The sequence below is a fragment of the Bacteroides zhangwenhongii genome, from assembly GCF_009193325.2.
GTDB lineage: Bacteria > Bacteroidota > Bacteroidia > Bacteroidales > Bacteroidaceae > Bacteroides > Bacteroides zhangwenhongii.
Genome location: NZ_CP059856.1, coordinates 2,500,579 through 2,526,950, shown reverse-complemented (window position 1 = coordinate 2,526,950; position 26,372 = coordinate 2,500,579). Strand labels below are relative to the sequence as shown.

Below are 26,372 nucleotides of genomic sequence, written 5' to 3'. Positions count from 1 at the left end.
GCTTATTTTTTTTGAAGTGAAGAAATTTTATACCGAACTTCTTTATTCTCATTAACAAAGAATGAAACCTTGACACTAAGTGTCTCTTCTTTCTTTTCATTGCTGAATTGATAGGTGAAATTGGTTCCATCTATTCTATTGATAGTGTAACTTCTGATTAAGGGGTAGTTGTCATCACGCAGTTGCTCCAAGTACCGTTCCCCAGCATTTATTTCCGGGCTTTCACTATCCGCCATTGCTTGATATACGGATTCTGTAGATTTGGCTCCCAATTTTATTTTAATTCTATTGTACGTGTTCAAATCGATTTCTCCTTTACGTAGCCTTTCTTGTGCTATACGGAGTTTTTGGGCGTTAGCTATCATCTCTTTATATACAGGACTGTCGGCAGGTGTTGGCTGTTTTTTAAGACCTAATTTTACTTTTATGTATTCTTGGGTTTTGGATGATTCTTTTTGTATATCATATTTGTTGTTTAGAAAGTCTTGCTGGCATAAAAAAGTCATCATGTCTATGCGAAAAAGATGGTCTTGCTCGCTTTGGTCCTTATCGTTTTTAGTTGGGTGGCATACACCAACTAATTTTCCATTCAAATAGGCATTTTTATTTATTACTTGATATTGGGGAAACAGTGAATTTACTTGATAGTGTTCTTCTTTAGGGTATGTGCGGTCTACTTTTTCCCATTTGCCTTTTTTGTCGTACAACCATTCCCATGTTTGAGCAGCTCGGATTAAATACAAAGAATCGGCTATTCTTTCTTGTTCTATTTTTATGATTTCATTAACTTTTTGAATGGAATCAGTTCTTTGCAGTTCGAGTTCTTTCTTGATGATATCCTGCTCTATTCTTTTTTTTATTTTCTCTAATTCTTTAGATTTCCTTTTTAGGCTTTCCATTGATTCTCCTGAATAGAATATAGGGAAATTATATGTGTAAGGATTATCAATAGCCATTCCAATATCATCTAAAGATGTACTTTTGTATAACTTATTATCTATTACTTTCAAAAGTGAATCTTTTGTGTTTTGTAATTGCCGAGAGAATGCTTCTGTTTTATCTTTCTTAGACTTAATCAATTTTGATAAATCCATTATTTGTGCATTCGTCTTGCATACTCCCATACAGAGAAATATGCATATTAATAAAGACTTTCCCATATTTACCAGTATCTTAACCAAAACTCGTTAAACAAATCGCTTTCCGAATCTTGCTGTTCATAATCATTTAAATCTCCCAGGCAGAATGGAGTATATCCGTTCTCTTTACATTCGCTTGTCAGCATAGACGGCATTTCATCCAAGGCGGTGATTAGTATATAATGTCTTTTGGCATCAGGCATATACTCTTCACATACTTGGTCGAAAATAGCCTTGTATCGTGCTAACTGATTATGGTGAGTCGATGTATATGCTTTGTTTTCAATCAAAACGGTATGAAGTTCTTCTTTCCCATTGTACGTTATATGTATATTGGCCCAAAGATCAATATATTTCCATTGTTTCCAAGTTTCAACGGAGATCACTTGCACGTCGTCTGTCATTGCGATGTTAATCAGTTTGCCAAGAATCTTTCTGCAATATTGGTAAAGGATAGGTTTCTCTTTACTGTATTGTTGCATAGATCTACGTAATGTCCATGAAAGAATAAAGTCTATCATGGTTTCTTTTTGAGAATCTCCTTCGGAGGAATCTTTCATTAGTAATGATACTTTTTCCATGTTTTATATAGTTTTAAATTAATGTACAGGTATAAAAAAAGAGCGTAAACTAACTTTTATCCTTATTTATTCGCTTAGGCTCTCGCATTGCCTGGATCTCAAATAAGGTAAAAGCAGTCCACGCCCTATTCGGGTGTGAACGCTACTTTAACCTACTATCCTGAGATTCATTTTAAATTTGCGAGATTTAAGCGAACGGGATAATACGTCTTAACGTTCAATCAATATGTCTGAAAATCTTTGTTCTCTGTTTCTTACTACTTGTTTTTAATGGTTGTATATCGCAAAACTAAGAAACATTTTTTAGAATTGAAAGAATCTTATCAGAAAAGATGACCGGACTGCTTTAATATTTACTAATGAATACTCATTTCAATGCACCTATGATGATATTCATTGATATAGTTGATGCATTCTTTGAATCATTGTCCCGATTTGAGTTCTGAACCATTGAGGCTCCAGGACTTCTACAAAATCTCCGTGCGATAGGATAGCCTGACAGAAATCATAAGTAGGGCGCAATATATAATCAAAAATGGAATAATCGTTATGCGTTTCGCTCTCTTTTTGAGAGTGATGTAGGGGAAGAGAACGAAAGTATTTACATTGATTCCCGTAGATTTTTATTCTGATTTTTTCTACGTCATATTCTTCATCAACAATAACCCCGAAACTGTTATCGAAGTAGACTTCAGGGTTAAAAGTTTGAGGATACTCGAACGATAAGTCTGTTTGTTCCATTTCAAGTATCCGGTCGAGGGAGTAGATCAATATAGTCTATCCGTTTTATATTAGTGTTGCAAATATCGGGATACTATGTGCCAAAACAAGGCACAATCTAAAATTATTTCTTTTTCCACTCCCTATACGAAATCAGTAGTCCTACCACCTCCGAATAATTTTTCCTACCACTTTCTATCTTGTTACCTTTCAGATAGAGGTCGTATATCCAATCCTGAACAGCACCGACTACCGGACTATATTTGGCCGCCCAATACGCTTGATTCTCTTTTGCCAATTCAATTATTTCAGGTCGGATACGTTCAAGCAGTTGAGTGTATTCTTCTTCCGGCAATAACCTGTATGCATTTCCCAATACATGACCGAGCACAGAGAAATAACCGGAAAAACGAATACCCATCGCTTGGGAACGGGTACATATCTGATAGGCATAAAAATTAGCTTCCGCTTCGCTGGTGATACCCAATAAATGGGCAAGTTCATGCGCATAAGTGGCAGGATAATTGACAGGAAGTAAATCTCCATTCAGCGTAAACTCACAAAAGAAAGGTCCCATGCTACCCGTTACCCCTACCATTGAGATAAACGGAGTGAACAGCATTGTTTTCGCTTTGAGATAATTATGTGGAGGACGGTGTACGCCCAGACTGTCACTCAGTTGATGATATAACCGTATGCTTTCTTCACGTACCAGCTTCTCATTGATACTGGTTACGGGGGTATATGAATGGTTCAATAAGTCGATATATTCATTGACAAACGTTTGGAAATTCTCTTTATTGTATTCTGTATAAGGAATTTCCGTCCGTTGATAGAAATTCTTCTGAGAATAGTTAAGCCCCCAAGCGAGGTAAAACCAGACATAAATCCACAGAAGATATTCACCGTCATTCAGAAGGAGCTTCTTCCAACGTAACTTTTTATGAAGACGAGCGTAGAAAGGATAGGCTATAACCCCTATGATACTGAGAAAGATAAATAAATCTCCTAGCGCGAACGGAATCCATCGGGAGAAAAATGACAGGCAGTAAGATATGACAGGGTAAATCGTGCGTGCATATATTTCTCCCATAAACGGCAACATCTGAGTGAGCCATACCAACAACAGCAAACTGCCTAAAATGATATATCGAATCGTCCGCTTTCTTTTTTTCATACGTCTCGGCTATTTTCAAAGAACAAAAGTACTGATTCTTGCGCCTATATTCTACTTATTTATTAATTTTGCACCCGTATTTCGCAAACTTTCGCAATAAATAAATTTATTATATACATAAAGCAATATGGAATTAGCAAGTAAGTACAATCCCGCTGATGTGGAGGGAAAGTGGTACCAGTATTGGCTGGACAATCATTTATTCAGTTCTAAACCCGATGGCCGTGAACCTTACACCATCGTCATTCCTCCTCCTAATGTCACTGGTGTGCTGCACATGGGACATATGCTTAATAATACCATTCAGGATATTTTGGTTCGTCGTGCCCGTATGGAAGGCAAGAATGCGTGCTGGGTTCCGGGCACCGATCATGCTTCTATTGCGACAGAGGCGAAGGTGGTGAACAAACTAGCCGCGCAAGGTATCAAGAAAACCGACTTGACTCGTGACGAGTTCCTGAAGCACGCTTGGGACTGGACGGACGAACATGGAGGTATTATCCTGAAACAGCTTCGCAAGCTCGGCGCATCCTGCGACTGGGATCGTACTGCCTTTACTATGGACGAAAAACGTAGTGAAAGTGTTATCAAGGTATTCGTAGATTTGTTCGATAAAGGCTTGATCTATCGCGGGATCCGTATGGTGAACTGGGACCCGAAAGCGCTGACCGCTCTTTCGGACGAAGAAGTCATCTACAAAGAAGAACATGGGAAACTGTATTATCTCCGTTATAAAGTAGAAGGTGATCCGGAAGGCCGTTATGCGGTAGTGGCAACTACCCGTCCGGAAACGATCATGGGTGATACGGCAATGTGTATCAATCCTAACGACCCGAAAAATGCATGGCTGAAAGGGAAGAAAGTAATTGTTCCGTTAGTGAACCGTACTATTCCTGTGATTGAAGATGAGTATGTGGATATCGAGTTCGGTACAGGTTGTTTGAAAGTAACTCCCGCTCATGATGTAAACGACTATATGCTGGGTGAAAAATACAATCTTCCCAGCATTGATATCTTCAATGATAACGGTACGTTGAGTGAAGCCGCCGGTATGTATATCGGTATGGATCGTTTTGATGTCCGCAAACAGATTGAGAAAGATCTCGAAGCTGCCGGTCTGCTGGAGAAAACAGAAGCCTATACAAATAAGGTAGGTTACTCGGAACGTACCAACGTAGTGATCGAACCGAAACTATCTATGCAATGGTTCCTCAAGATGCAGCATTTTGCAGATATGGCCTTGCCTCCTGTGATGAATGATGAATTGAAATTCTATCCTGCAAAATATAAGAATACTTATCGCCATTGGATGGAAAACATCAAAGACTGGTGTATCAGTCGTCAGTTGTGGTGGGGACATCGTATTCCCGCTTATTTCCTGCCGGAGGGTGGTTATGTAGTGGCCGCTACTCCGGAAGAGGCATTGGCGAAGGCAAAAGAAAAGACAGGCAATGCCGCTTTGACGATAGACGATCTTCGCCAGGACGAAGACTGTCTGGATACTTGGTTCTCTTCATGGTTGTGGCCTATTTCTTTGTTTGATGGTATCAACAATCCGGGTAACGAAGAAATCAAGTACTATTATCCGACAAGTGACCTGGTGACAGGTCCGGATATTATTTTCTTCTGGGTAGCCCGCATGATTATGGCAGGTTATGAATATGAAGGAAAAATGCCGTTTAAGAACGTTTACTTCACGGGTATCGTTCGTGATAAGCTAGGGCGTAAGATGTCCAAGTCACTCGGTAACTCTCCCGATCCGCTCGAACTGATTGACAAATATGGTGCTGACGGTGTACGTATGGGAATGATGTTGTCTGCTCCCGCTGGCAATGATATCCTTTTCGATGATGTGCTTTGCGAACAGGGACGTAACTTCTGCAACAAGATTTGGAATGCTTTCCGTCTGATTAAAGGATGGACAAACGGTATGGGTTCCGTTCCCATTCCCGCTGATGCACATTTGGCTGTTCAATGGTTTGATCAAAGACTGGATGCGGCGGCAGTTGAAGTAGCCGATCTTTTCTCTAAATATCGTTTGAGTGAAGCGTTGATGTTGGTTTATAAGCTGTTCTGGGATGAATTTTCTTCTTGGTTGCTGGAAATAGTGAAACCGGCTTACGGGCAACCTGTAAATGGTTTTATTTATGATATGGTTCTTAGCTCTTTCGAACGTCTGCTTGAAATGCTTCATCCTTTCATGCCGTTTATCACAGAAGAACTGTGGCAGCAACTGCGTGAACGTAAACCGGGTGCCAGCTTGATGGTAACCCAAATGTTCGAGCCGAATGAAGTGAATGAGAAATTCCTGCAAGAGTTTGAGGTTGCTAAGGAAATTATCAGTAATGTTCGCAGTATCCGTTTGCAGAAGAATATTGCCATGAAAGAACAACTTGAATTGCAGGTTGTAGGCAGTCATCCGGTAGAGAAGATGAATCCGATTATCATTAAGATGTGTAATCTTTCTTCTCTTACAGTAGTGGAGAGCAAGTCGGAGGGTGCAGCTTCCTTCATGATCGGAACAACTGAATTCGCCGTGCCATTGGGGAATATGATTGATGTGGAAGCGGAGATCGCTCGTATGGAAGCGGAACTCAAACACAAAGAAGGGTTCTTGCAAGGAGTGCTGAAAAAACTTAGCAACGAGAAATTCGTTAATAATGCTCCGGCAGCTGTTCTTGAATTGGAACGTAAGAAGCAGGCAGATGCGGAAAGTATTATCAAATCTTTGAAAGAAAGTATTGAGGCTTTGAAGAAGGTATAACTTTCTGATACTTTTGGTATATGTAAGGCATCTCAATTAGATTTGGGATGCCTTCTGTTGTTAATTAAGAAATTAAGAATTATTCCTTGATTATAGGTATAGAAGATGTTGTCACTGCGTTGGCTCTGCCTTATCGCAAGGGATGAACTAGAAATGGTAGCAATAAAGGCAGATAATCCTTTAAATCTACGCGTAGTTGCTTTAATGCTTGTTGAATGCGGTAATCTACTGTTTTGGGAGATACTCCTAGAATTTCCGCTATTTCTTTATAACTCATATCCCGGAACCGATGCATCACAAAAGCTTCCCGGTAACTTTCCGGTAATGTGGCAATGGCATTTTTGATACGTTGTGTCAACTCTTCGACTTGATAAAGATCCGTATCTTGTAGCATCTCCTGCATTTCTTCATAAAATCGAGTGTCGGCACGTTGAGTGGCGTCAATATGTGCAAGCTTGTTCAGAGCTTTGCGGTATATCATTTTAAAGAGGTACGAACTAAGCGAGGTTTCGATAAACAGATTTTCTCTGTTCTCCCAAATCCATAAAAGAGAATCTTGCACAATTTCTTCCGCATCTTCCAGATCGACGAAGCGATGGCCGTAGGCGCACAGTGCCGGATAATATCTCCGAAACAGTGCATCGAATGCTTTTTGGTCGCCTCGCTGTATAGCAGATAATAGGAAATTGCTTTCTGATAGGTGAACTTCTTTCATGTATTAGTTTGATATTTCACTGCAAATATAGCTTTTTTATAAGAAAACAAAGATTTTCTGAAAAAAAATGAGATTTGGTTTAGGAATCCCATAAGTCTCTCTTGTCTTATAGTAAAAGGCAATAAAATACGAATATGGATAAGACTGATAAAAATACAATAGAAGAATTGCTTCCCCGTTATTGTGAGGGACTGGTAACGGAAGAAGAGCGTCTACAGGTTGAGATGTGGATGGGTGAGTCGGAAGAAAACCGGCGGATGGCCAAACAGATACATGCTCTCTATCTTGCTACAGATACCGTTCACATCATGACGAAAGTCGACACAGAGAAAGCATTGACAAAGGTGAAAAGTAGAATGACAGGTAACAGACAAAGGAAAACGACATGGTGGGAATGGGCGCAACGTGCGGCAGCAGTGCTGTTCATTCCACTTCTCGTTACTCTGATGGTACAACATTGGGGAGGAAGCGAACAGGAATTGGCACAAATGATGGAAGTGAAAACAAATCCCGGAATGATGACTTCTCTGACATTGCCCGATGGCACATTGGTTTTCCTGAATTCCGAATCTACCTTGAGTTATCCCTCACGCTTCGATAGCGACACGAGAAATGTAACATTGCAGGGAGAGGCTTATTTTGAAGTAGCCAAGAACCCGGAAAAGAAGTTCATAGTTTCTACTTCCCACCAATCACAGATCGAAGTACTGGGAACTCATTTTAATGTAGAGGCTTATGAAAAAGAGGACCGGATTGCAGCAACATTGGTTGAAGGAAAGATAGGTTTTATTTATTCATCTGACAATGGCTCGAAAAAGGTATTGATGGACCCAGGACAGAAGCTGGTCTATGATACAAGAGACAGTAAAGTGCAGCTTTATGCCACCTCCGGTGAGTCGGAAATAGCTTGGAAAGAGGGAAAAATCATATTTAGAAATACTCCTCTCGAAGAGGGATTACGAATGTTGGAGAAGCGGTATAATGTGGAATTCATTATTAAAAACGACCGCTTGAAAGGAGACTCATTTACAGGTACGTTTACAAATCAACGCCTCGAGCGTATTCTGGAATATTTCCAGCTTTCTTCTCAAATCCGTTGGCGTTATCTTGATTCGCCGGATATAAAAGATGAAAAGAGTAAGATAGAAATATATTGATTGAACAACCTTAAAACAAAAATACAATGAAAGGCAGACCCCCTTAAACAAAAAACATACGGGATGATATTGGCGTATCTTCCCGTATGGAAATCGGTAAATCTTTTTGATGCTTGTTTGGCGACAAGCTTAGATAAACTTTTTATTAACTTTAAGTCATTACAAAATTATGCAAAATTATTTTAGCATCCAATTTTTATGGGTGGTAAAGTCACTTTGGCTAACCTCAAAGAAAATCCCATTATTTATGAGACTATTGGTTTTGTTTTTAGTATGTTCTATCGGACTGACTTATGCAGCCGATAGTTACGCTCAAAAGGCTTTAATCAGTATTGATGTACGTAATCAGCGGGTGGAGGACATTCTAAAAGAAATTGAAGAGCAGTCTGATTTTGATTTCTTCTTCAATAATAAGCATGTCGATTTGAATCGTCGCGTATCAGTTTCTGCTGATAAAAGCAACATTTTTAGTGTGTTGAAAGAAATCTTTTCCGGTACTAATGTAAAATATTCGGTACTAGACAAGAAGATTATATTATCCATTGAGGCACAGTCTCCTGAACAAGAAAAGAAAATAACCGTATCCGGTACTATATCAGATGCACAGGGGGAGCCGATTATCGGAGCCAGTGTATTAGAAAAAGGAGTACAGGGTAACGGTACGATAACAGATATTGACGGGAACTTCAAAATATCCGTCTCTTCATCGAAGGCACAGCTCGATATCTCCTATATCGGCTATCAGTCTCAAACGGTTGCCGTGCAACCCGGAAAAAATATGAAAATCATTTTGCAGGAAGATTCCAAACAACTCGATGAAGTGGTAGTGGTGGGTTATGGTACACAGAGCAAGAAGACATTGACAGGTGCCGTTTCTATGGTAAACATGGGAGATGTGGAGATGAATACCGTACCGAATGTATCTCGTGCGTTGGCGGGTAAAGCAGCGGGGTTCCGTGTGAACCAGGTTTCTGCACAGCCGGGTGGTGAGGCGAAGTTTCGTATTCGTGGAGAAGCGTCTACCGGTGCTGGTAATGAACCTTTATTTGTAATCGACGGCTTCCCGGTATCTTCTACTTCCAATTTAAGTTCTGGTAATGGTTTCTATGAATCGGGTAATATTGATAATGTACTGGAATCATTGAATCCGGATGATATTGAATCCATTTCTGTGTTGAAAGATGCTGCTTCCACAGCTATTTATGGTGCGCGTGCCGGACATGGAGTTGTTTTGATTACCACCAAACGTGGTAAAAGTCAAAAGCCCAGAGTGACTTATTCCGGTATGGGGTCGGTGCAGGTAGCTCGTTCCAACTACAAGATGCTTGATACTCGTATGTATATGGATATGTATAATAAACAGATGCATGAAGAGTGGTTAAAGTTGAACGGAATGGGTATTTATGAAGGATATGTTGAGAAGCAGGACACTCCGCCTACTCAATATAAACCCACTTTCAATAATGATGAAATATTGACTGCTAGCGGTACCGATTGGTTGGATGCGGTGATGCGCAATGGATATACGCAACAGCACAATCTTTCTGTGAATGGTGGTACGGAGAAAACTCGTTATCTGGCTTCTGTCAACTATATGAACCAAGAAGGAATTGTCAAGAATAATGGCGTCAGTCGTTTTTCTGCCCGTTTGAATCTGGATCAAGAATTGAGTGAATATGTTTCTTTCGGACTGACTGCTACTTACTCGCAGAATAAGTATGACAATGTTCCTCTGGGAGACAATGCCAATGAATATTCCGGCGTATTGACCGGTGCTATCCAATCCAATCCTACAATTCCTATCTATGACTCTGAAGGAAATTATTTCATTGATCCGAAACGTCCCTTCGTTGCGAATCCGGTGTCTTTGTTGGATATTAAGGATAATACGGTAAAAGACCGGATCATAGGATCTGCATTCGTATCCGTGAAACCGTTGAAAGACTTGGAAGTGAAGTTGCAGTTAGGTGTCGACCGTAGTTTCCAGAAACGTTCCAGCTATTTGCCTAAGACAACTTTGCAGGGAAAGACCAAAAACGGAAGAGCGGATATTTCGCAGGAAACAAGTACTGCCTATCTGATGGAGCTGACAGCTCAATACTCCAAGAGCTTTGGCGATCATAACGTGAAAGCTATTGGTGGTTATTCGTTCCAAAAATTTAAAAATGATGGATTGAGTGCCGGAAATGAAGATTTTCTTGTAGATGGCTTTGGATATAATAGTTTGGGTTCAGGAAATTACAAGAAACCATCTGTAGGTTCATGGGCTTCTATTAACAGTATTGCTTCTTTGTTTGCCCGTGCCAATTACTCGTATAAAGGCAGATATTTACTGGAAGCTACAGTTCGTGCTGATGCTGCTTCCAATTTCGCCCCGGAAAATCGTTGGGGGTATTTCCCGTCCGTATCAGCCGGTTGGATGATAAGTGAAGAAAATTTCATGAAAGGGGCTTCAAACTGGTTGTCTATGTTGAAGTTAAGAACTTCTTATGGACAGACGGGTAACTCTAATGTCGGTTATCGCATTTACGACTATTATGAAGTGGGAAGAAGTGCCATTATCGGAGGTGCAGAATCAACAGGAGTATATGCTTCAGATTTGGGTAACAGGAGCCTGACTTGGGAAACGACTACGGAATTTAATGTAGGTGTGGATCTAGGTATACTCAACAACCGGTTTAAGTTGACAGCCGAATATTTCAAACGTAAGATTACAGACTTGTTGGTGACAAATAAACCATTGCCTTTTTATAATGAAATAAATAAAATAGCGGGTAATATAGGATCAACACAAAGTCAGGGTGTGGAAATCACTGTGAATACGGTGAATATCGTTACTAAAGATTTTGAATGGGATACGACATTAACCTTGTCACATTACAATGACCGTTGGCTGACACGTGACCCGAACTGGAAACCCAAACCTTATGAAAAAGAAAATGATCCGATTCGTGCATGGTGGGAATATGAAGCGCTTGGCATCCTGCAACCGGGAGAAAAAGTTCCGGACGCTCAAAAAGACTTGGTTCCGGGTATGATGAAATTGAAAGACCGCGATGGAAACGGAGTATTGGGAGATGAGGATAAAGTATATATGGGTAATGGTGATCCCAAAATTATCTACGGTCTGAACAACTCGTTCAGATATAAGAACTTCGACTTGAATATCTATTTCTATGGAGAAGCTGGCAGAAAGAGAGGAGCCAGTTATTATGAGGGCTGGACACGTATGGACAATGGTATCAATGTTTCTACTTATGCCCTGAAAGCTTTTAATAGCAATAACCTGACAGCCACAGATCCGACATTTGTCAGAGGTGGAAGCGGATGGGGGGATTACTATGTGAAATCTATCTATTACGTTCGTTGTGGAAGCATTACATTAGGATATAAAGTGCCTATCAGCCAGAAGATTGCCAAGAATCTCCGTGTATATGTAGACGTGAATAATCCGTTTGTGATTACTAACTGGACAGGTCTGGACCCGGAAACGGACAATGGAACCTATGCATATCCGAATGTAACCTCATATAATTTTGGTGTATCAATATCTTTCTAATAAGTGATGAATATGAAAAAGACAATTTATACTGCAATAGCAACTCTCTTGTTCCTCATTTCGTCTTGTACGCTGGAGCAGGAAGTATATAATAAAATTAATCCGGGAATGTTTCCCCAAAATGCTGAAGATGTAAATGCTTTGGTCAATTCGAGTGCTTATTATGTGTTTTCTCCGTGGGGAATTTTTGAAGTAGCGGCAGGCTATGTGACGACTTCGGAAATGGTAACCGATTATGTGGAAAACACTTGGGGATGGACTACCGTATACAATTCGTATGAAGCTAATGACTGGCATATCGACGGTGACTATCGTCGTGTGTATGACTATTCCCAGTATTTGGCTTCCATGACTTTGACAATGGATCGCATCAAGGACGTGAATATGGATGAAACCTTGAAAGCTCGCTATATGGCGGAATTGAAATGCGGACGTGGTTTCCTGGCTTTTCTGATGTATGATATGTATGGTCCGATACCTATCGCCGATCTGGAGACTTTGCAAAAACCGGAAGCGGAGATTGTTATTCCACGTTTGTCGGAAGAAGCTATGCGTGAATACATTGTTTCCAACTTGAAAGATGCAGCTAATGTGTTGCCCTATAAGTATGAAGATACAAATTACGGACGCTTCACCAAAGGATTGGCCAATACATTATTGCTGAAATTCTACATGATGACCAAGCAATGGGATGAGGCGGAGAAAATAGGACGAGAATTGACAAAACCGGAATACGGTTATAAATTGGTAGACGATTATAACTCTCTGTTCTCTTTATCTGGTGAAAAGAATTCGGAAGTCATATTCTCATGTGTGGCCGAGGCCGGTGTGATGGAACAGAAATGGTTCGCTCACGTACTGACTTCTGACTATCCGCTTCCTGCCGGAATGTCGGTGACTGCCTGGGGAGGATTTAAAATATCCTGGCCTGCATACGAATCTTATGATCCTAAAGACAAGAGACGTGAAAGAATTATTGGTGAATATACAGGTACGGAGGGCGTACACCATAGCCGGGCGCTTGACCGTGACGGTGGTACGACAGGTATACTTTTCTACGGTGCAATTCCGGTGAAATATAAAATTGAGGGGGTAGTAGGTGAGAAGTGCGAAATAGATATGCCCATCTATCGTTATGCGGATGTATTGACTTTACTTTCGGAAGCTATCGTTCGCAATGGAAACAGTATCACTCAAGAGGCGATTGGCCTGTTGAATCAGGTGCGGGTTACTCATGGTGGACTAAAAGCTTATCAATTGAGTGATTTTTCATCTGTAGAAGATTTTCTGGATAAATTGTTGGAAGAACGTGGACATGAATTTTATTTTGAAGGAGTGCGTCGTCAGGATTTGATCCGCCACGGAAAATTTATTGAAGCAGCACTTGCCAAAGCAAGATTTGCTGGACAGCCGACAGGTAAAATAGAAACGAAAGTGGATGGACAATATAAATATGAGAAATTCCCGTTGCCTACTCATCTGATAACTGAAGGACAAGGCATTATAATTCAAAATCCCGGTTACTAAAAAAATAGATAGCATTATGAAACATTTATTATATAGTCTATTAGGAATCTTGTTGCTTGCCGGATGTAAGGAAGACAAGTACAATGTAATCATTCCGATGTCGGATATTTACTTGAGCGCGCCTCAAGATGGAGCGATCATTGATTTGAATGATTTATCGATTGAGAAATATAGTTTCTCTTGGGAGAAACCTCTGGAAAATGGAGCAAAGCTGCTTATTTGTGCTGACAGGAAATTCAAAGAACCGGTGATAATTGATGCAGGAAAATCGACTTCTGTTGCGATATCTGCACTGACTGCCGATCAGAGTTTTTCTCAATTGGGAATTAAAGCGGGGCAGGAAGCGGTACTGTATTGGACAGTCAAAGAAACCGGTAATATAACCGCAGCAGCTTCGGAAGCACGCACCATTCGGGTGAAACGTATGACTAGCAAATTAGTGCAGCCGGAAGATTTGACTAAGATTTCTTTGGCTGAAAATGCTCCGGAAACTGCTGTGCAGTTTGAATGGGATACCCAGGAATGGCCTGAATCTACCTCGTACTCGCTTTGTTTCTCACTGGATCCTGAAATGAAACAGACGGTTGCCGAACATAGTGTGGGAGTTGTGAATGGTAAATCATCATTGACTCATGAAGAACTTCAGGCACTGCTCGATAAACTTTCCATCAAACGTTGGACTTCCAATTCTGTGTATTGGAATGTGAAGACTGATGATGGGCAATGGGTATCGCGTTCTTCCGGAGTATTGAATATGACAGAAATGATGCGCTTCGTCGATGTTCGTGGAGATGAAAAGATTACTTACCGTGTTGTTCGTATATTTTATAGTGATAAAACGTCATTGGTTTGGTTGGCAGATAACCTGCGCGCAACTAAATATGCTGATGGTACAGATATTGAAGCGAATAATTTCAAAAATACACCTGCATCGCTCGGAGAAGGTAGAGTGAAAGCCTATGGGGTGCATTATCATTACGATATTCGTGATAAGATAGCACCTAAGGGATGGCGTTTGCCGACCATACAGGAATATAAGAATTTGTTTGCGGAAGCCGGAACTGCCGAAGGTCAATGGAATGTATTGAAAGATCCTGAATATTATGAATCAGTAAAAGGACAGGCGCATTTGAACGACTGGAAATTCAATTTGTGTGCTTCCGGTCAATGGAGCGGTGATGCAATCACTAATCATACCGGACCGTACTGTTATCTGTTGGTCACTGATGATATGTCTCATCAATGTATTCTTCATGATGGAGGGGCAACATTGTGGAGTCCTTGGACAACCGGTGCTCCTGCACGTTTTATCTACAATGAAAATTAATCGGGTGAAAATTAAAAGTATATCAATCATGTTAATCAATATAAAGAAAACTATGACCATATTATCTACCTTATTATTAGGTATTATGTGTAGCTTTTGTTCTGATACAATAGATGTATATGCGGGACAATATGGAGAAGAAGACGGAACGAGTGAACCGGAAACTCCGGAGGTAACAGGAAATATTGTACCGATCGAGTCGCTTAGGAATCCCGATAGGGGATTCCACTTGGAATGTAATTTGCTTGCCGACCAAATGAAAAGTCCATATAATGATTATGAGGTTTATGGCAATGATTTGTATACGAAGAAAGTAGAGCAATTTGATGCAAAGGACGACAACTTGACTCTTGTACAGCAATATATCTACTTAACTAACTGGGTGAGTAAAGACCTGGATGCTGAAGCTCTGTCGAATATCCGCAAGATATTCGAGTTGATGAAAGCGCAGGGGTATAAAGCCATTCTTCGTTTTGCATACAATCACGCCGGACTGAATACTTCCGGTGGCGAATCCAAACAATGGATTCTCCGGCACATCGAGCAACTTACTCCTCTGTTGAATGAATACATTGGACAAATTGCTACCATGCAGGTTGGTTTTATCGGTGCTTGGGGAGAGTGGCATACTTCTCCGTTGATGAATGACCAGAGTGCGAAGAATGCAATCGTCAGTGCTTTATTGAGAGCCTTGCCTGCACCTTATTGTGTAGAAATGCGTTATCCGAATCATAAGAAAGCGTTGACACTGGAACAGGAAGGATCTCGTGGACGCATCGGATATGCGAATGATTATTTTACAGCTGGCGAACATCCGCTTGCACCGGGCAATGACTTTGTTCCTAATACGGATGATTACAAGCAGATAACGGAGGAGGTGAAAGTGAACAATTTCTATATGAGCGGTGAGATCCCTTATAATGAGGATACAGAATGGGGATTGGCGGAGTTGATTAGTCCGATAAAATCACTGCGTATTTTGCGTGAACACCGTTACTCGGCATTTGATGTGACGCAAAACTATGATTTGAATATCATGAGTTGGAAACGGGTAAAGGTAAATCCCGCTTTATTAAATGATAATCACATTCTGTTCGATGAGAGTTACTTCAAAGATGAGGAGGGCAATGAAGTTGTTCGTTCATTCTATGATTTTGTACGCGACCATTTGAGGTATCGTCTGAATCTTCAAAGTGAATCGAAAGTAGAAGCAAAAGGTGGAAATTTGGAATACGATCTGACGATTACGAATACCGGTTTTGCTACGGTGATTAATCCGAAAGAGGTATATCTCGTACTGGTTTCCGAAAGCGGTCAGGTAGTGAAAGAATTCAAACTGGATGTGGATCCTAAGACCTGGATTCCGGCTACCGATCAGGAACCGAATCAGGCTGCGAAATACACTATCAAAGGAAGTGTGGCAGCCGGTGTGAGCGGAACCTATAAAGTGGGAATCTGGATGCCCGAAAAAGTAGCCGATTGGAAATACAATTCGGTATATGCCATTAAGTTTGCTAAAACAGAGAATGTGACTCATTGGTATGATGATGCAGACAAATATGCCGTGAACCTGTTCGGAACAGTTACATTCTAAAAATAAATTGATGAATACTTCCGACCGTATAGAACAGATCTCATGTTGCGGTCGGAGTATTCGAAACTCACATCTTATTTGAATGAAGATGAACAAAAATCATAAAACCGTACTTGTTATACTTAACATCATAGTATCATTTCTAATTTCTTCCTGTTCCTCCCCCAAGGAGCAGGTTAGAATAGGAAATGGTACTTTTACTATCGAGGGAAAGGATATCCAGTTGATTTGTGGAGAAATGCACTATCCCCGCATTCCGCACGAGTATTGGCGTGACCGCCTGAAGAGAGCGCGTGCGATGGGACTGAATACGGTATCTGCCTACGTCTTCTGGAACTTCCATGAACGTCAGCCGGGAGAGTTTGATTTTAGCGGACAGGCTGATATTGCGGAATTTATCCGTACGGCACAGGAAGAGGGACTGTATGTGATTCTTCGTCCCGGTCCGTATGTCTGTGCAGAATGGGATTTCGGAGGTTACCCGTCGTGGCTGCTGAAAGAAAAGGATATGACTTATCGCAGTAAAGATCCGCGTTTCCTGTCCTATTGTGAACGATATATCAAAGAACTTGGCAAACAACTGTCTCCTTTGACCATCAATAATGAAGGCAATATTATTATGGTGCAGGTGGAGAATGAATATGGATCGTATGCAGCGGATAAAGAGTATCTTGCCGCTATCCGCGATATGATTAAAGAAGCAGGATTCAATGTTCCGCTATTTACCTGCGACGGTGGTGGACAGGTGGAAGCCGGACATGTTGAGGGCGCACTGCCTACATTGAACGGAGTGTTTGGTGAAGATATATTCAAAGTGGTAGATAAGTACCAAAAGGGCGGTCCCTATTTTGTTGCGGAGTTTTATCCGGCCTGGTTTGATGAGTGGGGCAGACGACATTCCTCTGTTGCTTATGAACGTCCCGCCGAACAGCTGGACTGGATGTTGAGCCACGGTGTTTCTGTCAGCATGTATATGTTCCACGGTGGTACAAACTTTGAGTATACCAATGGAGCCAATACCGGAGGCGGTTATCAGCCCCAGCCCACAAGCTATGATTATGACGCTCCCTTGGGTGAATGGGGAAATTGTTATCCCAAATATCATGCATTCAGGGAAGTGATTCAGAAATACCTGCCTGCGGGAACAGTACTGCCGGAAGTTCCGGCAGATAATCCGACTACCACTTTTGCAACAGTCGAATTAAAGGAAAGTGCTCCATTAAGGACTGCATTTCATCAGACTAGCCAGTCTGAAAATGTGCTGTCGATGGAGGATTTGGGAGTTGATTTCGGATATATTCATTATCAGACCACACTTCAAAAAGCGGGAAAACAGAAACTTGTCATACAGGATTTGCGTGACTATGCTGTGATCCTCATAGATGGTAAGCAAGTAGCCAGCCTGGATCGTCGTTACAATCAGAACAGTGTGACCTTGAATGTGCCGAAGACACCTGCCACACTGGAGATTCTGGTAGAAAATACCGGACGCGTCAACTATGGTCCCGATATACTGTTTAACCGGAAAGGTATCACCAGCCAAGTTTTGTGGGGAAATGAAAAGCTGACCGGATGGTCTATTACTCCATTGCCTCTGTATAAAGAAAAAGTTTCGGAAATGGAGTTTGGCGAAACCATCAAAGGTGTTCCTGCTTTCCATAAAGGAACGTTTACAGTAGAGAAGAAAGGTGATTGCTTTGTGGATATGAGTCAATGGGGCAAAGGTGCTGTCTGGGTAAATGGCAAATCTCTGGGACGTTTCTGGAATATCGGTCCTCAACAAACACTCTATCTGCCCGCTCCATGGCTGAAAGAGGGAGAAAATGAAATTGTAGTGTTTGAAATGGAAGATACGGGTAAGCGTGTTTTGCAAGGATTGAATCAACCCATTCTGGATAGTTTGGGTATTGATAAGAATTATCAGAAAGGCCAGCGTCGTGCAGTGGTAGGCACTCCGATTCTGGAAGACGGTGATCTTGCATTAAAAACTACTTTGCAGGAGACTAATGAGTGGCAGTCATTCGATTTACCGGTTGCGACTACTCTTCGCCACTTCTGTATAGAGACTCTGTCTTCCTACACAGAGGATAATCAGGCCTGCATTTCGGAAGTGGAACTGATAGATGATAAGGGACAGCCGATTGACAAAACTAAATGGGAAGTCGTTTATGTAAGCAGCGAACAAGCTGATAAGAACTTGGGAATAGCAGAAAACTTGTTTGATGGAGATATCTCTTCTTTCTGGCATACGAATGCGGCCGTGGAGTCTAACCATCCTCACCGGGTTATTATAGATATGAAAGAAATTTATAAGGTTTCGGCTTTTCGCGTGAAAGTTCGTAAAGGTTCATTCTTATCAGGAAAGGTGAAAGATATAAATGTATATGGTCGTCCACAATTCTTCTTATTTCATTGAATAAAACGTAGTAAATAGATAAAATACGACTCTTAATTATTATATTTGACAAACTGTAAATAAAACTATGTATACACGTCTTTTATTCATTCTATTATTGGGGGCTACATGGATGTGTAGCTGCCAAACCGAACAGTCTCCTGTCAATACATTGGCAGATCGTGTGACGGAAGGTACTTCGAAAGATCGAATTCTTTTTCGGATGATTGCTGATGAAAACAATCCGTTAAAAGATTATTTTGAAATATCTTCTGAAGACGGTAAAGTGCTGATAACCGGAAACTCTGATTTGTCTCTGGCTACGGGGTTGAACTGGTATCTGAAATATGTAGCCGGTATTCATCTTTCCTGGAATAATCTTTCGCAGAAGTTACCGGAAGTGCTACCGCTTCCACAAGAAAAGATACGTAAGGAGACATCCATGCAGAACAGATATTATCTGAATTATTGTACCTATTCTTATTCCATGGCTTTCTGGGATTGGGCGCGTTGGGAAAAAGAAATAGACTGGATGGCAATGCATGGCATCAATATGCCTTTGAGTATCACCGGAATGGAGGTAGTCTGGTACAATTTGCTGAAACGTTTGGGATATACAACTGAAGAAGTCAATGAATTTATTTCCGGTCCGGCCTTTATGGCTTGGTGGCAAATGAATAATCTGGAGGGTTGGGGTGGACCGAATCCCGATAGCTGGTATCAGCAACAAGAAGCGCTTCAGAAGAAGATCGTAGCCCGTATGCGGGAGTTTGGGATTGAACCTGTATTCCCCGGATATGCTGGAATGGTTCCCCGTAACATTGGTGAAAAGCTAGGTTATCAGATTGCTGATCCCGGTAAATGGTGCGGATTCCCCCGTCCGGCTTTCCTTTCTACGGAAGATGAACACTTCGATTCTTTTGCCGCTATGTATTATGAGGAATTGGAGAAACTCTATGGAAAAGCCAACTATTACAGCATGGATCCATTTCATGAGGGAGGTAACACGGCAGGAGTCGACTTGGCGAAAACCGGTGCTTCTATTATGGCAGCCATGAAGAAAGCTAATCCGAAGGCTGTTTGGATCATTCAGGCCTGGCAGGCGAATCCTCGGGAAGAAATGATTGCTTCTCTTAATCAGGGCGATTTACTCGTTTTAGATTTATATAGTGAGAAACGTCCCCAATGGGGAGATCCGAATTCCATGTGGTATCGGGAAAAAGGCTTTGGCAAACACGATTGGCTCTATTGTATGTTGCTGAATTTTGGAGGTAATGTTGGTTTGCACGGCCGGATGAATCAGCTGGTGAACGGGTATTATGATGCTTGTGCACATGCTAACGGGAAAACGTTGCATGGAGTAGGAGCAACCCCGGAGGGCATAGAGAATAATCCGGTGATGTTCGAACTCCTTTACGAACTTCCTTGGCGTGAAGAACGCTTTTCTTCCGATGAATGGTTGCAGACTTACTTGAAAGCTCGTTATGGCAGAGAAGTTTCACCGGAAATAATGGAGGCTTGGCGTGCATTGGAACACACCGTTTACAATGCTCCGAAAGATTATCAGGGTGAAGGAACCATTGAGTCTTTGTTATGTGCCCGTCCGGGTTTCCATCTGGACAGAACTTCCACTTGGGGATATTCCAAACTATTTTATGCTCCCGATTCTACTGCAAAGGCAGCCCGGCTATTTACTTCCGTTGCCGACCAGTATAAAGGAAACAATAATTTTGAATATGACTTGGTAGACATCGTACGCCAGAGTAATGCCGATAAAGGAAATGTGTTACTTGAAGAAATATCACAGAGCTATGACCGAAAGGACAAAGAGAATTTCCGCAGACAAACACAGCAATTCCTGGACTTGATATTGGCGCAAGATCGTTTGTTATCTACCCGGAAAGAATTTTCCGTTTCCTCTTGGTTGAATGCAGCTCGTTCTTTGGGAACTACAGAAGAAGAAAAGCGATTGTACGAATGGAATGCTTCCGCATTAATCACAGTCTGGGGAGATAGCATTGCTGCCAATCAAGGCGGACTACATGATTATTCGCATCGGGAATGGAGTGGACTTTTGAAAGACTTGTATTATCAGCGTTGGAAAGCCTTCTTTGAGCAGAAACAGGCGGAGCTGGATGGGAAGCCTGCAGGGCAGGAAATAAACTTCTATGGGATGGAGAAAGCCTGGGCAGAGAAAAGGAAAACTAATGATCTCTTTTCCAACAGGTAACCTGGAATATTCCTAAAATATAAATAGGGTGTACTGGAAATATTCAGTAAATGTCGTTTTTGTAACTTATAAAAGAGCAAGTAGCCTTTTTTCTAGGAGCTTGCTCTTCGTTTTTGCTTAATTTTAATATTGAATATTTCGTTCCAATCTAACTAACTGGGACGAGAAGATGACCTCGCTAGAACTAAAGGGAAACTAAGGTGGAACGAAACAATCAGCTTGATAGAAAGAATTGTAATTAGTGAAGGAGTTTATTTTTCTAACAACTCTTTTAAGAAATCGTCCAATTCCTTATCCAATCCTTTCAGAAGTTCATCGTTTACCAGTATCGTATCGTCGTCTATTAATAATAACTCGGCTACGGTTTCTTTTTCTTCATCTACCAGAACGAATGAGTAAGGCTTCAGGATGGTAATCTTCTCGAAGTCCCCCGCCTCCTTCATTCTGCACAGGATACTGCGCAAAGAAGGTTCTACATTTTCCAAAAAATCATCACCGTCGTATGTAGCCCATTCTTCTATCATGACGTTGGCTAATTCTTCATCATCATCGTTGTAAACATTAAGTTGCCCCGAAGTCTGGTCCGGCTGGAGGTGGATATCGGTTACTGCTGTTTGTTCACAGTTACAGGTGTATTTAGCGACTGCCTTTTGGATAGCCGATTCGATAATAGATAGTGATTGTTCGCTCAATTTCATGGGTTCCTTCTTTTTGTTAGTTCAAAGGTATAAAAAAAATAAGATTTGATACACGATTTCCTTAAAAATCATCATTAAATCGGCTCATTTGTAGCTTAAGCTTGGATAATTGGGCGTTTCTCTCCTTCAATTCGGTTAAATAGAGGCTGATGTAGAAGTAATTCGGTGCTTCATCGGTATTGATTTTATTGTTGCCGGCATTCTTTTTCAATTCTGTTTTCCGGGCGTGTTGTTGAGCGGTAGTAGCCCATTCTTCCGCTTTTGCCAGACTATCTTTCATCTCATAATAAACAGCTATATTAAGAGCTGCACGCATCTTTTTCTTTTCGTTTTTAGTCGATTGGTAGGCTTGATTCCAAAGTTCGTATGCTTCGTCCCACGAATTTTCGCGTACATAAATGGCCGCATCGCGCATGGGGACGGAGCCACCGGTATACAGATAACGCTTCCCGTTCTTCCAGATAGGGACAATATATTTTACGGGCACGGTTCCTGCGAACTCTGCAGCCTCTTTCAGCATATCTTTTGTGGGGATGATTTGTGCGGCGGCTTCTGTAGGTGAAATTCCGAAATCCTCCCAGAAAATGCTGTCATTGAGACGGATAGTAGCCATCGGTTTACTCCGTTCGGGCAGGTATACGGATACCGTTGGATAGACTTTCGCATCTATCGCACCTTGATAACACCCGAATTCCTCCAAGTAACGTACTGTTTTCGTTATTTTGAATTGCAGATTTTCCAAAGCAATAATCAGATCTACTCCCAGATCGGAAGCTAGCTGGCGGACTTCCTCTTGAGAAAGTGTACTTTCACGGGAGATTTTATCGTTTGCCCGCAAGGCAGAGTCGCAAATCACCACTTCGTCAAAGTAGTTCTGATGCGCTATCTCTTCCGCCATCGCTTCTGCCGCAACCTTAGGATCGCCATTGGCATATGCTATGGCACGGCTTATTTCAACTCTATTGTCTTTCGACTTTTTAGTTTGGGGAGTCAGCTTATCGTCCGGTGCATTACTTGTATTATTTACGATGGCCACTTTACGAAGTTGAGGAGGAAAACTCAAATCGGCAGGTTGCAGATAATCAATGGAAATCTGTTCTATACTTTGACAGCTGCCGAATAGTAATAGAAACAGAGAAACGAATGCCAATGAATAAGATTTTGCCATAGTCAATACAATTTAATACATTTAGTAGTTTGAACAAAAGTACTATTTTGAAAGAACAAAAGAAAGCCTCAAACAGTTTTTAACCGTTTGAGGCTTTCTTTTATAATCGGAAGATAGGGAGCGCCGGGTACAAATCCTGTCGTCTGCTCCTTACCTCATTGATCAAAGATTTCTTCCGTGGCAGTTCTTGTACTTCTTACCGCTTCCGCATGGACAAGGATCGTTGCGTCCTACCGTTTTTTCGGCGCGAATCGGTTCGCGTTTCTGCTGTTCGCGGGTATCCTGATTGGCGGCAGCCTGCTGGTTCGGGTCGTTCAAATCCTGTTTGTTCTCACGATACTTGCTCATGTCCTGACGTTGTTCCGGAGCAGCCTGACGTACTTCTACCCGGCGTGCGGACGGTTCGTCCGGAGCTTCCTGTACAGGAATTTGTCCACGCATCAGGATAGACACAGTCTGGTTGTTGATTTTGTTCACCATTGCGTCAAACAGCGTTACGGATTCCAGTTTGTAAATCAATAACGGGTCTTTTTGTTCGTAGCTGGCGTTCTGTACCGAATGTTTCAGTTCGTCCAGTTCACGCAAATTCTCTTTCCATGCTTCATCGATCACGTGGAGCAGGATTGATTTCTCGAATGATTTCACCACCTCTTTCGATTCCGATTCGTAAGCCGCTTTCAGGTTGCAAGAGATGTTGTACATACGTTTTCCGTCCGTAATAGGAATCAGGATGTTTTCATACATATGTCCTTGATTCTCATATACTTGTTTGATAACCGGATTAGCGATTTGAGCCAGACGTTCGGTCTTGCGTTTGAAATTCTCCATCGCAATGTTGAAAGTCTTGTCGGCCAACTTCTCTTTCTTCTCGTTGCGGAACTCTTCCTCTGTGAACGGAGTTTCCATAGCCAACGTTTGGAGCAGTTCCATCTGACAACCCTCGTAGTCATTATTTTCGATGGCATTCGCGCAACGGTCCCAAATCATATTTACGATATCCATACCGATACGTTCACCCATCAGCGCATGGCGGCGTTTCGTGTAGACAACCGTACGTTGCTTGTTCATAACGTCGTCGTATTCCAACAGACGCTTACGGATACCGAAGTTGTTTTCTTCTACCTTCTTCTGGGCGCGTTCGATAGAATTGGAAATCATTTTATGCTCAATCATTTCGCCTTCCTGGAAACCGAGTCTATCCATTACGCTTGCGATACGGTCGGAAGAGAACAGACGCATCAAGTCATCTTCCAGTGATACGAAGAATACAGATGAACCCGGGTCACCCTGACGTCCTGCACGACCACGCAACTGGCGGTCTACACGGCGGGACTCATGACGTTCCGTACCGATAATCGCCAAACCGCCCGCAGCCTTTACCTCCGGACTTAGTTTGATATCCGTACCACGACCTGCCATGTTGGTTGCAATCGTTACCGCGCAACTCAAACCGGCTTTCGCTACGATTTCGGCTTCTTTCTGGTGCAACTTCGCATTCAATACATTATGTTCAATCTTACGCATGGTCAGCATTTTACTCAGCATTTCGGAGATTTCTACCGAAGTGGTACCTACCAACACCGGACGTCCTGCCTGAACCAATTGTTCGATTTCCTCGATCACGGCTTTATATTTTTCGCGCTTAGTCTTGTAAACACGGTCGTTCATGTCTTTGCGGGCAATCGGACGGTTGGTCGGGATTACCACAACATCCAATTTATAAATGTCCCAAAGTTCGCCTGCTTCCGTCTCGGCAGTACCGGTCATACCGGACAGCTTGTGATACATACGGAAGTAGTTCTGCAAAGTAATCGTGGCGAAAGTCTGCGTAGCAGCTTCCACTTTCACGCGTTCCTTTGCTTCGATAGCCTGATGCAGTCCGTCAGAATAGCGGCGGCCTTCCATGATACGTCCGGTCTGTTCGTCTACAATCTTCACTTGTCCGTCGATAACCACATACTCGTCATCTTTCTCGAACATCGTGTACGCCTTCAATAATTGGTTGATCGTATGTACGCGTTCCGATTTAACGGCGTAGTTAGTCAGCAGTTCGTCCTTCTTCTGGAGTTTTTCCTCGTTAGTCAGGTCCGGCACATTCTCCAGTTCCGAGAGTTGTCCGGCGATATCGGGGAGTACGAACAATGTCGGGTCTTCTGAGTTGCCGGTAATCAGGTCTACACCTTTGTCTGTCAAATCTACGCTGTTCAGCTTCTCGTCGATGACGAAATACAACGGATCAGTCACCTCATGCATACGCTTGTTGTTCTGCTCCATATAGATTTCCTCTGTCTTGAGCATACCGGCCTTGATGCCTTGCTCACTCAAGAACTTAATCAACGCTTTATTTTTAGGCAATGCCTTATGGCTGCGATACAAAGCGAGGAATCCCTCTTCCATATCTTTCTTGTCACCGGTTGCGATCAGCTTTTTGGCCTCAGACAAATATTTGGTAGCCAATATCTTCTGCGCTTCTACCAGACGTTCAACCAACGGACGGAGTTGTTCGAATAATTGGTCATCGCCTTTCGGCACAGGGCCGGAAATAATCAATGGAGTACGTGCGTCGTCAATCAATACGGAGTCTACTTCATCGACAATCGCGTAGTTGTGCTGACGTTGTACAAGGTCTTTCGGACTGATAGCCATATTGTCACGCAGGTAGTCGAAACCGAATTCGTTGTTCGTTCCGAAAGTGATGTCGGCCAGATATGCCTGACGGCGTGCGTCGGAGTTCGGTTGATGGCGGTCGATGCAATCCACACTCAGACCGTGGAACATATAGAGAGGACCCATCCATTCGGAGTCACGTTTTGCCAGATAGTCGTTCACGGTTACCACATGAACACCGTTCCCGGTCAATGCGTTCAGGAATACCGGGAGGGTAGCTACCAATGTCTTACCTTCACCGGTTGCCATTTCCGCAATCTTGCCTTTATGGAGAACGACACCACCAAACAACTGTACGTCGTAGTGAACCATGTTCCACACCGTGTCGTTACCACCGGCCATCCAGTGATTCTGATAAATGGCTTTGTCTCCCTCGATGCGTACAAAATCCTTTGTTGCAGCGAGCTGGCGGTCGAATTCCGTGGCAGTCACTACAATTTCTTCATTTTCGGCAAAACGTTTGGCAGTTGCCTTAACGATGGAGAAAGCAACGGGCAATACTTCGTCCAATGCTTTTTCATATTTCTCCAGAATTTCTTTTTCTATCTTGTCTATTTGCGCAAATACTTCTTCGCGGTCTTCCAGTTCAAGGCTTTCGATACTCGCTTTCAGTTCTTCCACTTTCGCACGTTCGGCGGTTGCTGATTCGCGGATATATTTTTTGAGTTCTTCCGTTTTTGCGCGGAGTGCGTCGTTATCCAGTTTCTCAACCTCCGGGTAGGCAGCTTTAATCTTCTCCACCCAGGGCTTGATTTCTTTCATGTCTCGTGTGGATTTGTTTCCGAAAATCGAGCTTAAAAATTCATTAAATCCCATGTTCTATTATTTAGTTTATTATTTATCTTTCTTGCACCACGGATTTCACAGATTCTCACGGATCTTTTATACAGGACACAGATTTTTCTTTTCAATCTGTGTGAATCTGTGGAATCCGTGGTGGATAATCCCTGCAAA

Annotated in this window: 16 protein-coding genes; 8 read left to right on the top strand and 8 right to left on the bottom strand. The window is 42.1% G+C overall.

The window, feature by feature from the left end; translation table 11 throughout:
• Positions 1-2 precede the first annotated feature (2 nt).
• From GD630_RS10330 to GD630_RS10315, 4 genes are all read right to left on the bottom strand, one after another.
• Positions 3-1,160, bottom strand: a complete 1,158-nt coding sequence (locus GD630_RS10330) for a hypothetical protein (RefSeq protein ID WP_143868913.1) — start codon at positions 1,158-1,160, stop codon at positions 3-5.
• A gap of 2 nt (positions 1,161-1,162) precedes the next feature.
• A complete protein-coding gene (locus tag GD630_RS10325) occupies positions 1,163-1,720 on the bottom strand; it encodes a PD-(D/E)XK nuclease family protein (protein WP_143868915.1) in 558 nt (185 codons plus the stop codon).
• 393 nt (positions 1,721-2,113) lie between these two features.
• Positions 2,114-2,461, bottom strand: coding sequence for a WYL domain-containing protein (locus GD630_RS10320; protein ID WP_238482982.1), 348 nt, complete (start codon positions 2,459-2,461; stop codon positions 2,114-2,116).
• A gap of 103 nt (positions 2,462-2,564) precedes the next feature.
• Positions 2,565-3,617 carry a DUF3810 domain-containing protein gene (locus GD630_RS10315; protein ID WP_143868917.1) on the bottom strand — a complete coding sequence of 351 codons (1,053 nt, stop codon included), beginning with the start codon at positions 3,615-3,617 and terminating at the stop codon, positions 2,565-2,567.
• A gap of 127 nt (positions 3,618-3,744) precedes the next feature.
• On the opposite strand from GD630_RS10315, the gene GD630_RS10310 reads away from it, so the two are divergent.
• Complete coding sequence (locus GD630_RS10310; protein WP_143868919.1) at positions 3,745-6,381, top strand: valine--tRNA ligase; 2,637 nt, start codon at positions 3,745-3,747, stop codon at positions 6,379-6,381.
• 130 nt (positions 6,382-6,511) lie between these two features.
• On the opposite strand, the gene GD630_RS10305 is transcribed toward GD630_RS10310, so the two are convergent.
• The gene (locus GD630_RS10305; protein WP_143868921.1) at positions 6,512-7,096 is read right to left on the bottom strand and encodes an RNA polymerase sigma-70 factor; all 585 of its coding nucleotides are present in this window, start codon (positions 7,094-7,096) and stop codon (positions 6,512-6,514) included.
• Between the two features lie 134 nt (positions 7,097-7,230).
• On the opposite strand from GD630_RS10305, the gene GD630_RS10300 reads away from it, so the two are divergent.
• The 7 genes from GD630_RS10300 to GD630_RS10270 all read left to right on the top strand — a co-directional run bounded on the left by GD630_RS10300 (position 7,231) and on the right by GD630_RS10270 (position 20,885).
• Positions 7,231-8,253 carry a FecR family protein gene (locus GD630_RS10300; protein WP_143868923.1) on the top strand — a complete coding sequence of 341 codons (1,023 nt, stop codon included), beginning with the start codon at positions 7,231-7,233 and terminating at the stop codon, positions 8,251-8,253.
• Positions 8,254-8,422: 169 nt separating this feature from the next.
• Entirely contained in the window at positions 8,423-11,812 is a 3,390-nt protein-coding gene (locus GD630_RS10295) for a TonB-dependent receptor (RefSeq protein ID WP_143868925.1), read from the top strand.
• 12 nt (positions 11,813-11,824) lie between these two features.
• On the top strand, positions 11,825-13,339 hold the full coding sequence (locus GD630_RS10290; RefSeq protein ID WP_004325012.1) for a RagB/SusD family nutrient uptake outer membrane protein: 1,515 nt from the start codon (positions 11,825-11,827) through the stop codon (positions 13,337-13,339).
• Between the two features lie 16 nt (positions 13,340-13,355).
• The gene (locus tag GD630_RS10285; protein WP_143868927.1) at positions 13,356-14,666 is read left to right on the top strand and encodes a SusE domain-containing protein; all 1,311 of its coding nucleotides are present in this window, start codon (positions 13,356-13,358) and stop codon (positions 14,664-14,666) included.
• Positions 14,667-14,694: 28 nt separating this feature from the next.
• Positions 14,695-16,260 (top strand): DUF4874 domain-containing protein, encoded by a 1,566-nt coding sequence (locus tag GD630_RS10280; protein ID WP_143868929.1) that lies wholly within the window; start codon positions 14,695-14,697, stop codon positions 16,258-16,260.
• Positions 16,261-16,348: 88 nt separating this feature from the next.
• Complete coding sequence (locus GD630_RS10275; protein WP_182505764.1) at positions 16,349-18,676, top strand: beta-galactosidase; 2,328 nt, start codon at positions 16,349-16,351, stop codon at positions 18,674-18,676.
• 67 nt (positions 18,677-18,743) lie between these two features.
• Complete coding sequence (locus GD630_RS10270; RefSeq protein ID WP_143868933.1) at positions 18,744-20,885, top strand: alpha-N-acetylglucosaminidase; 2,142 nt, start codon at positions 18,744-18,746, stop codon at positions 20,883-20,885.
• Between the two features lie 251 nt (positions 20,886-21,136).
• Here GD630_RS10270 and GD630_RS10265 read toward each other — a convergent pair whose 3' ends face one another.
• From GD630_RS10265 to secA, 3 genes are all read right to left on the bottom strand, one after another.
• Entirely contained in the window at positions 21,137-21,583 is a 447-nt protein-coding gene (locus GD630_RS10265; protein WP_007765259.1) for a hypothetical protein, read from the bottom strand.
• Positions 21,584-21,644: 61 nt separating this feature from the next.
• On the bottom strand, positions 21,645-22,751 hold the full coding sequence (locus GD630_RS10260; protein ID WP_143868935.1) for a DUF6340 family protein: 1,107 nt from the start codon (positions 22,749-22,751) through the stop codon (positions 21,645-21,647).
• A gap of 162 nt (positions 22,752-22,913) precedes the next feature.
• Positions 22,914-26,234, bottom strand: coding sequence for a preprotein translocase subunit SecA (gene secA, locus GD630_RS10255; protein WP_143868937.1), 3,321 nt, complete (start codon positions 26,232-26,234; stop codon positions 22,914-22,916).
• Positions 26,235-26,372: the final 138 nt, after the last annotated feature.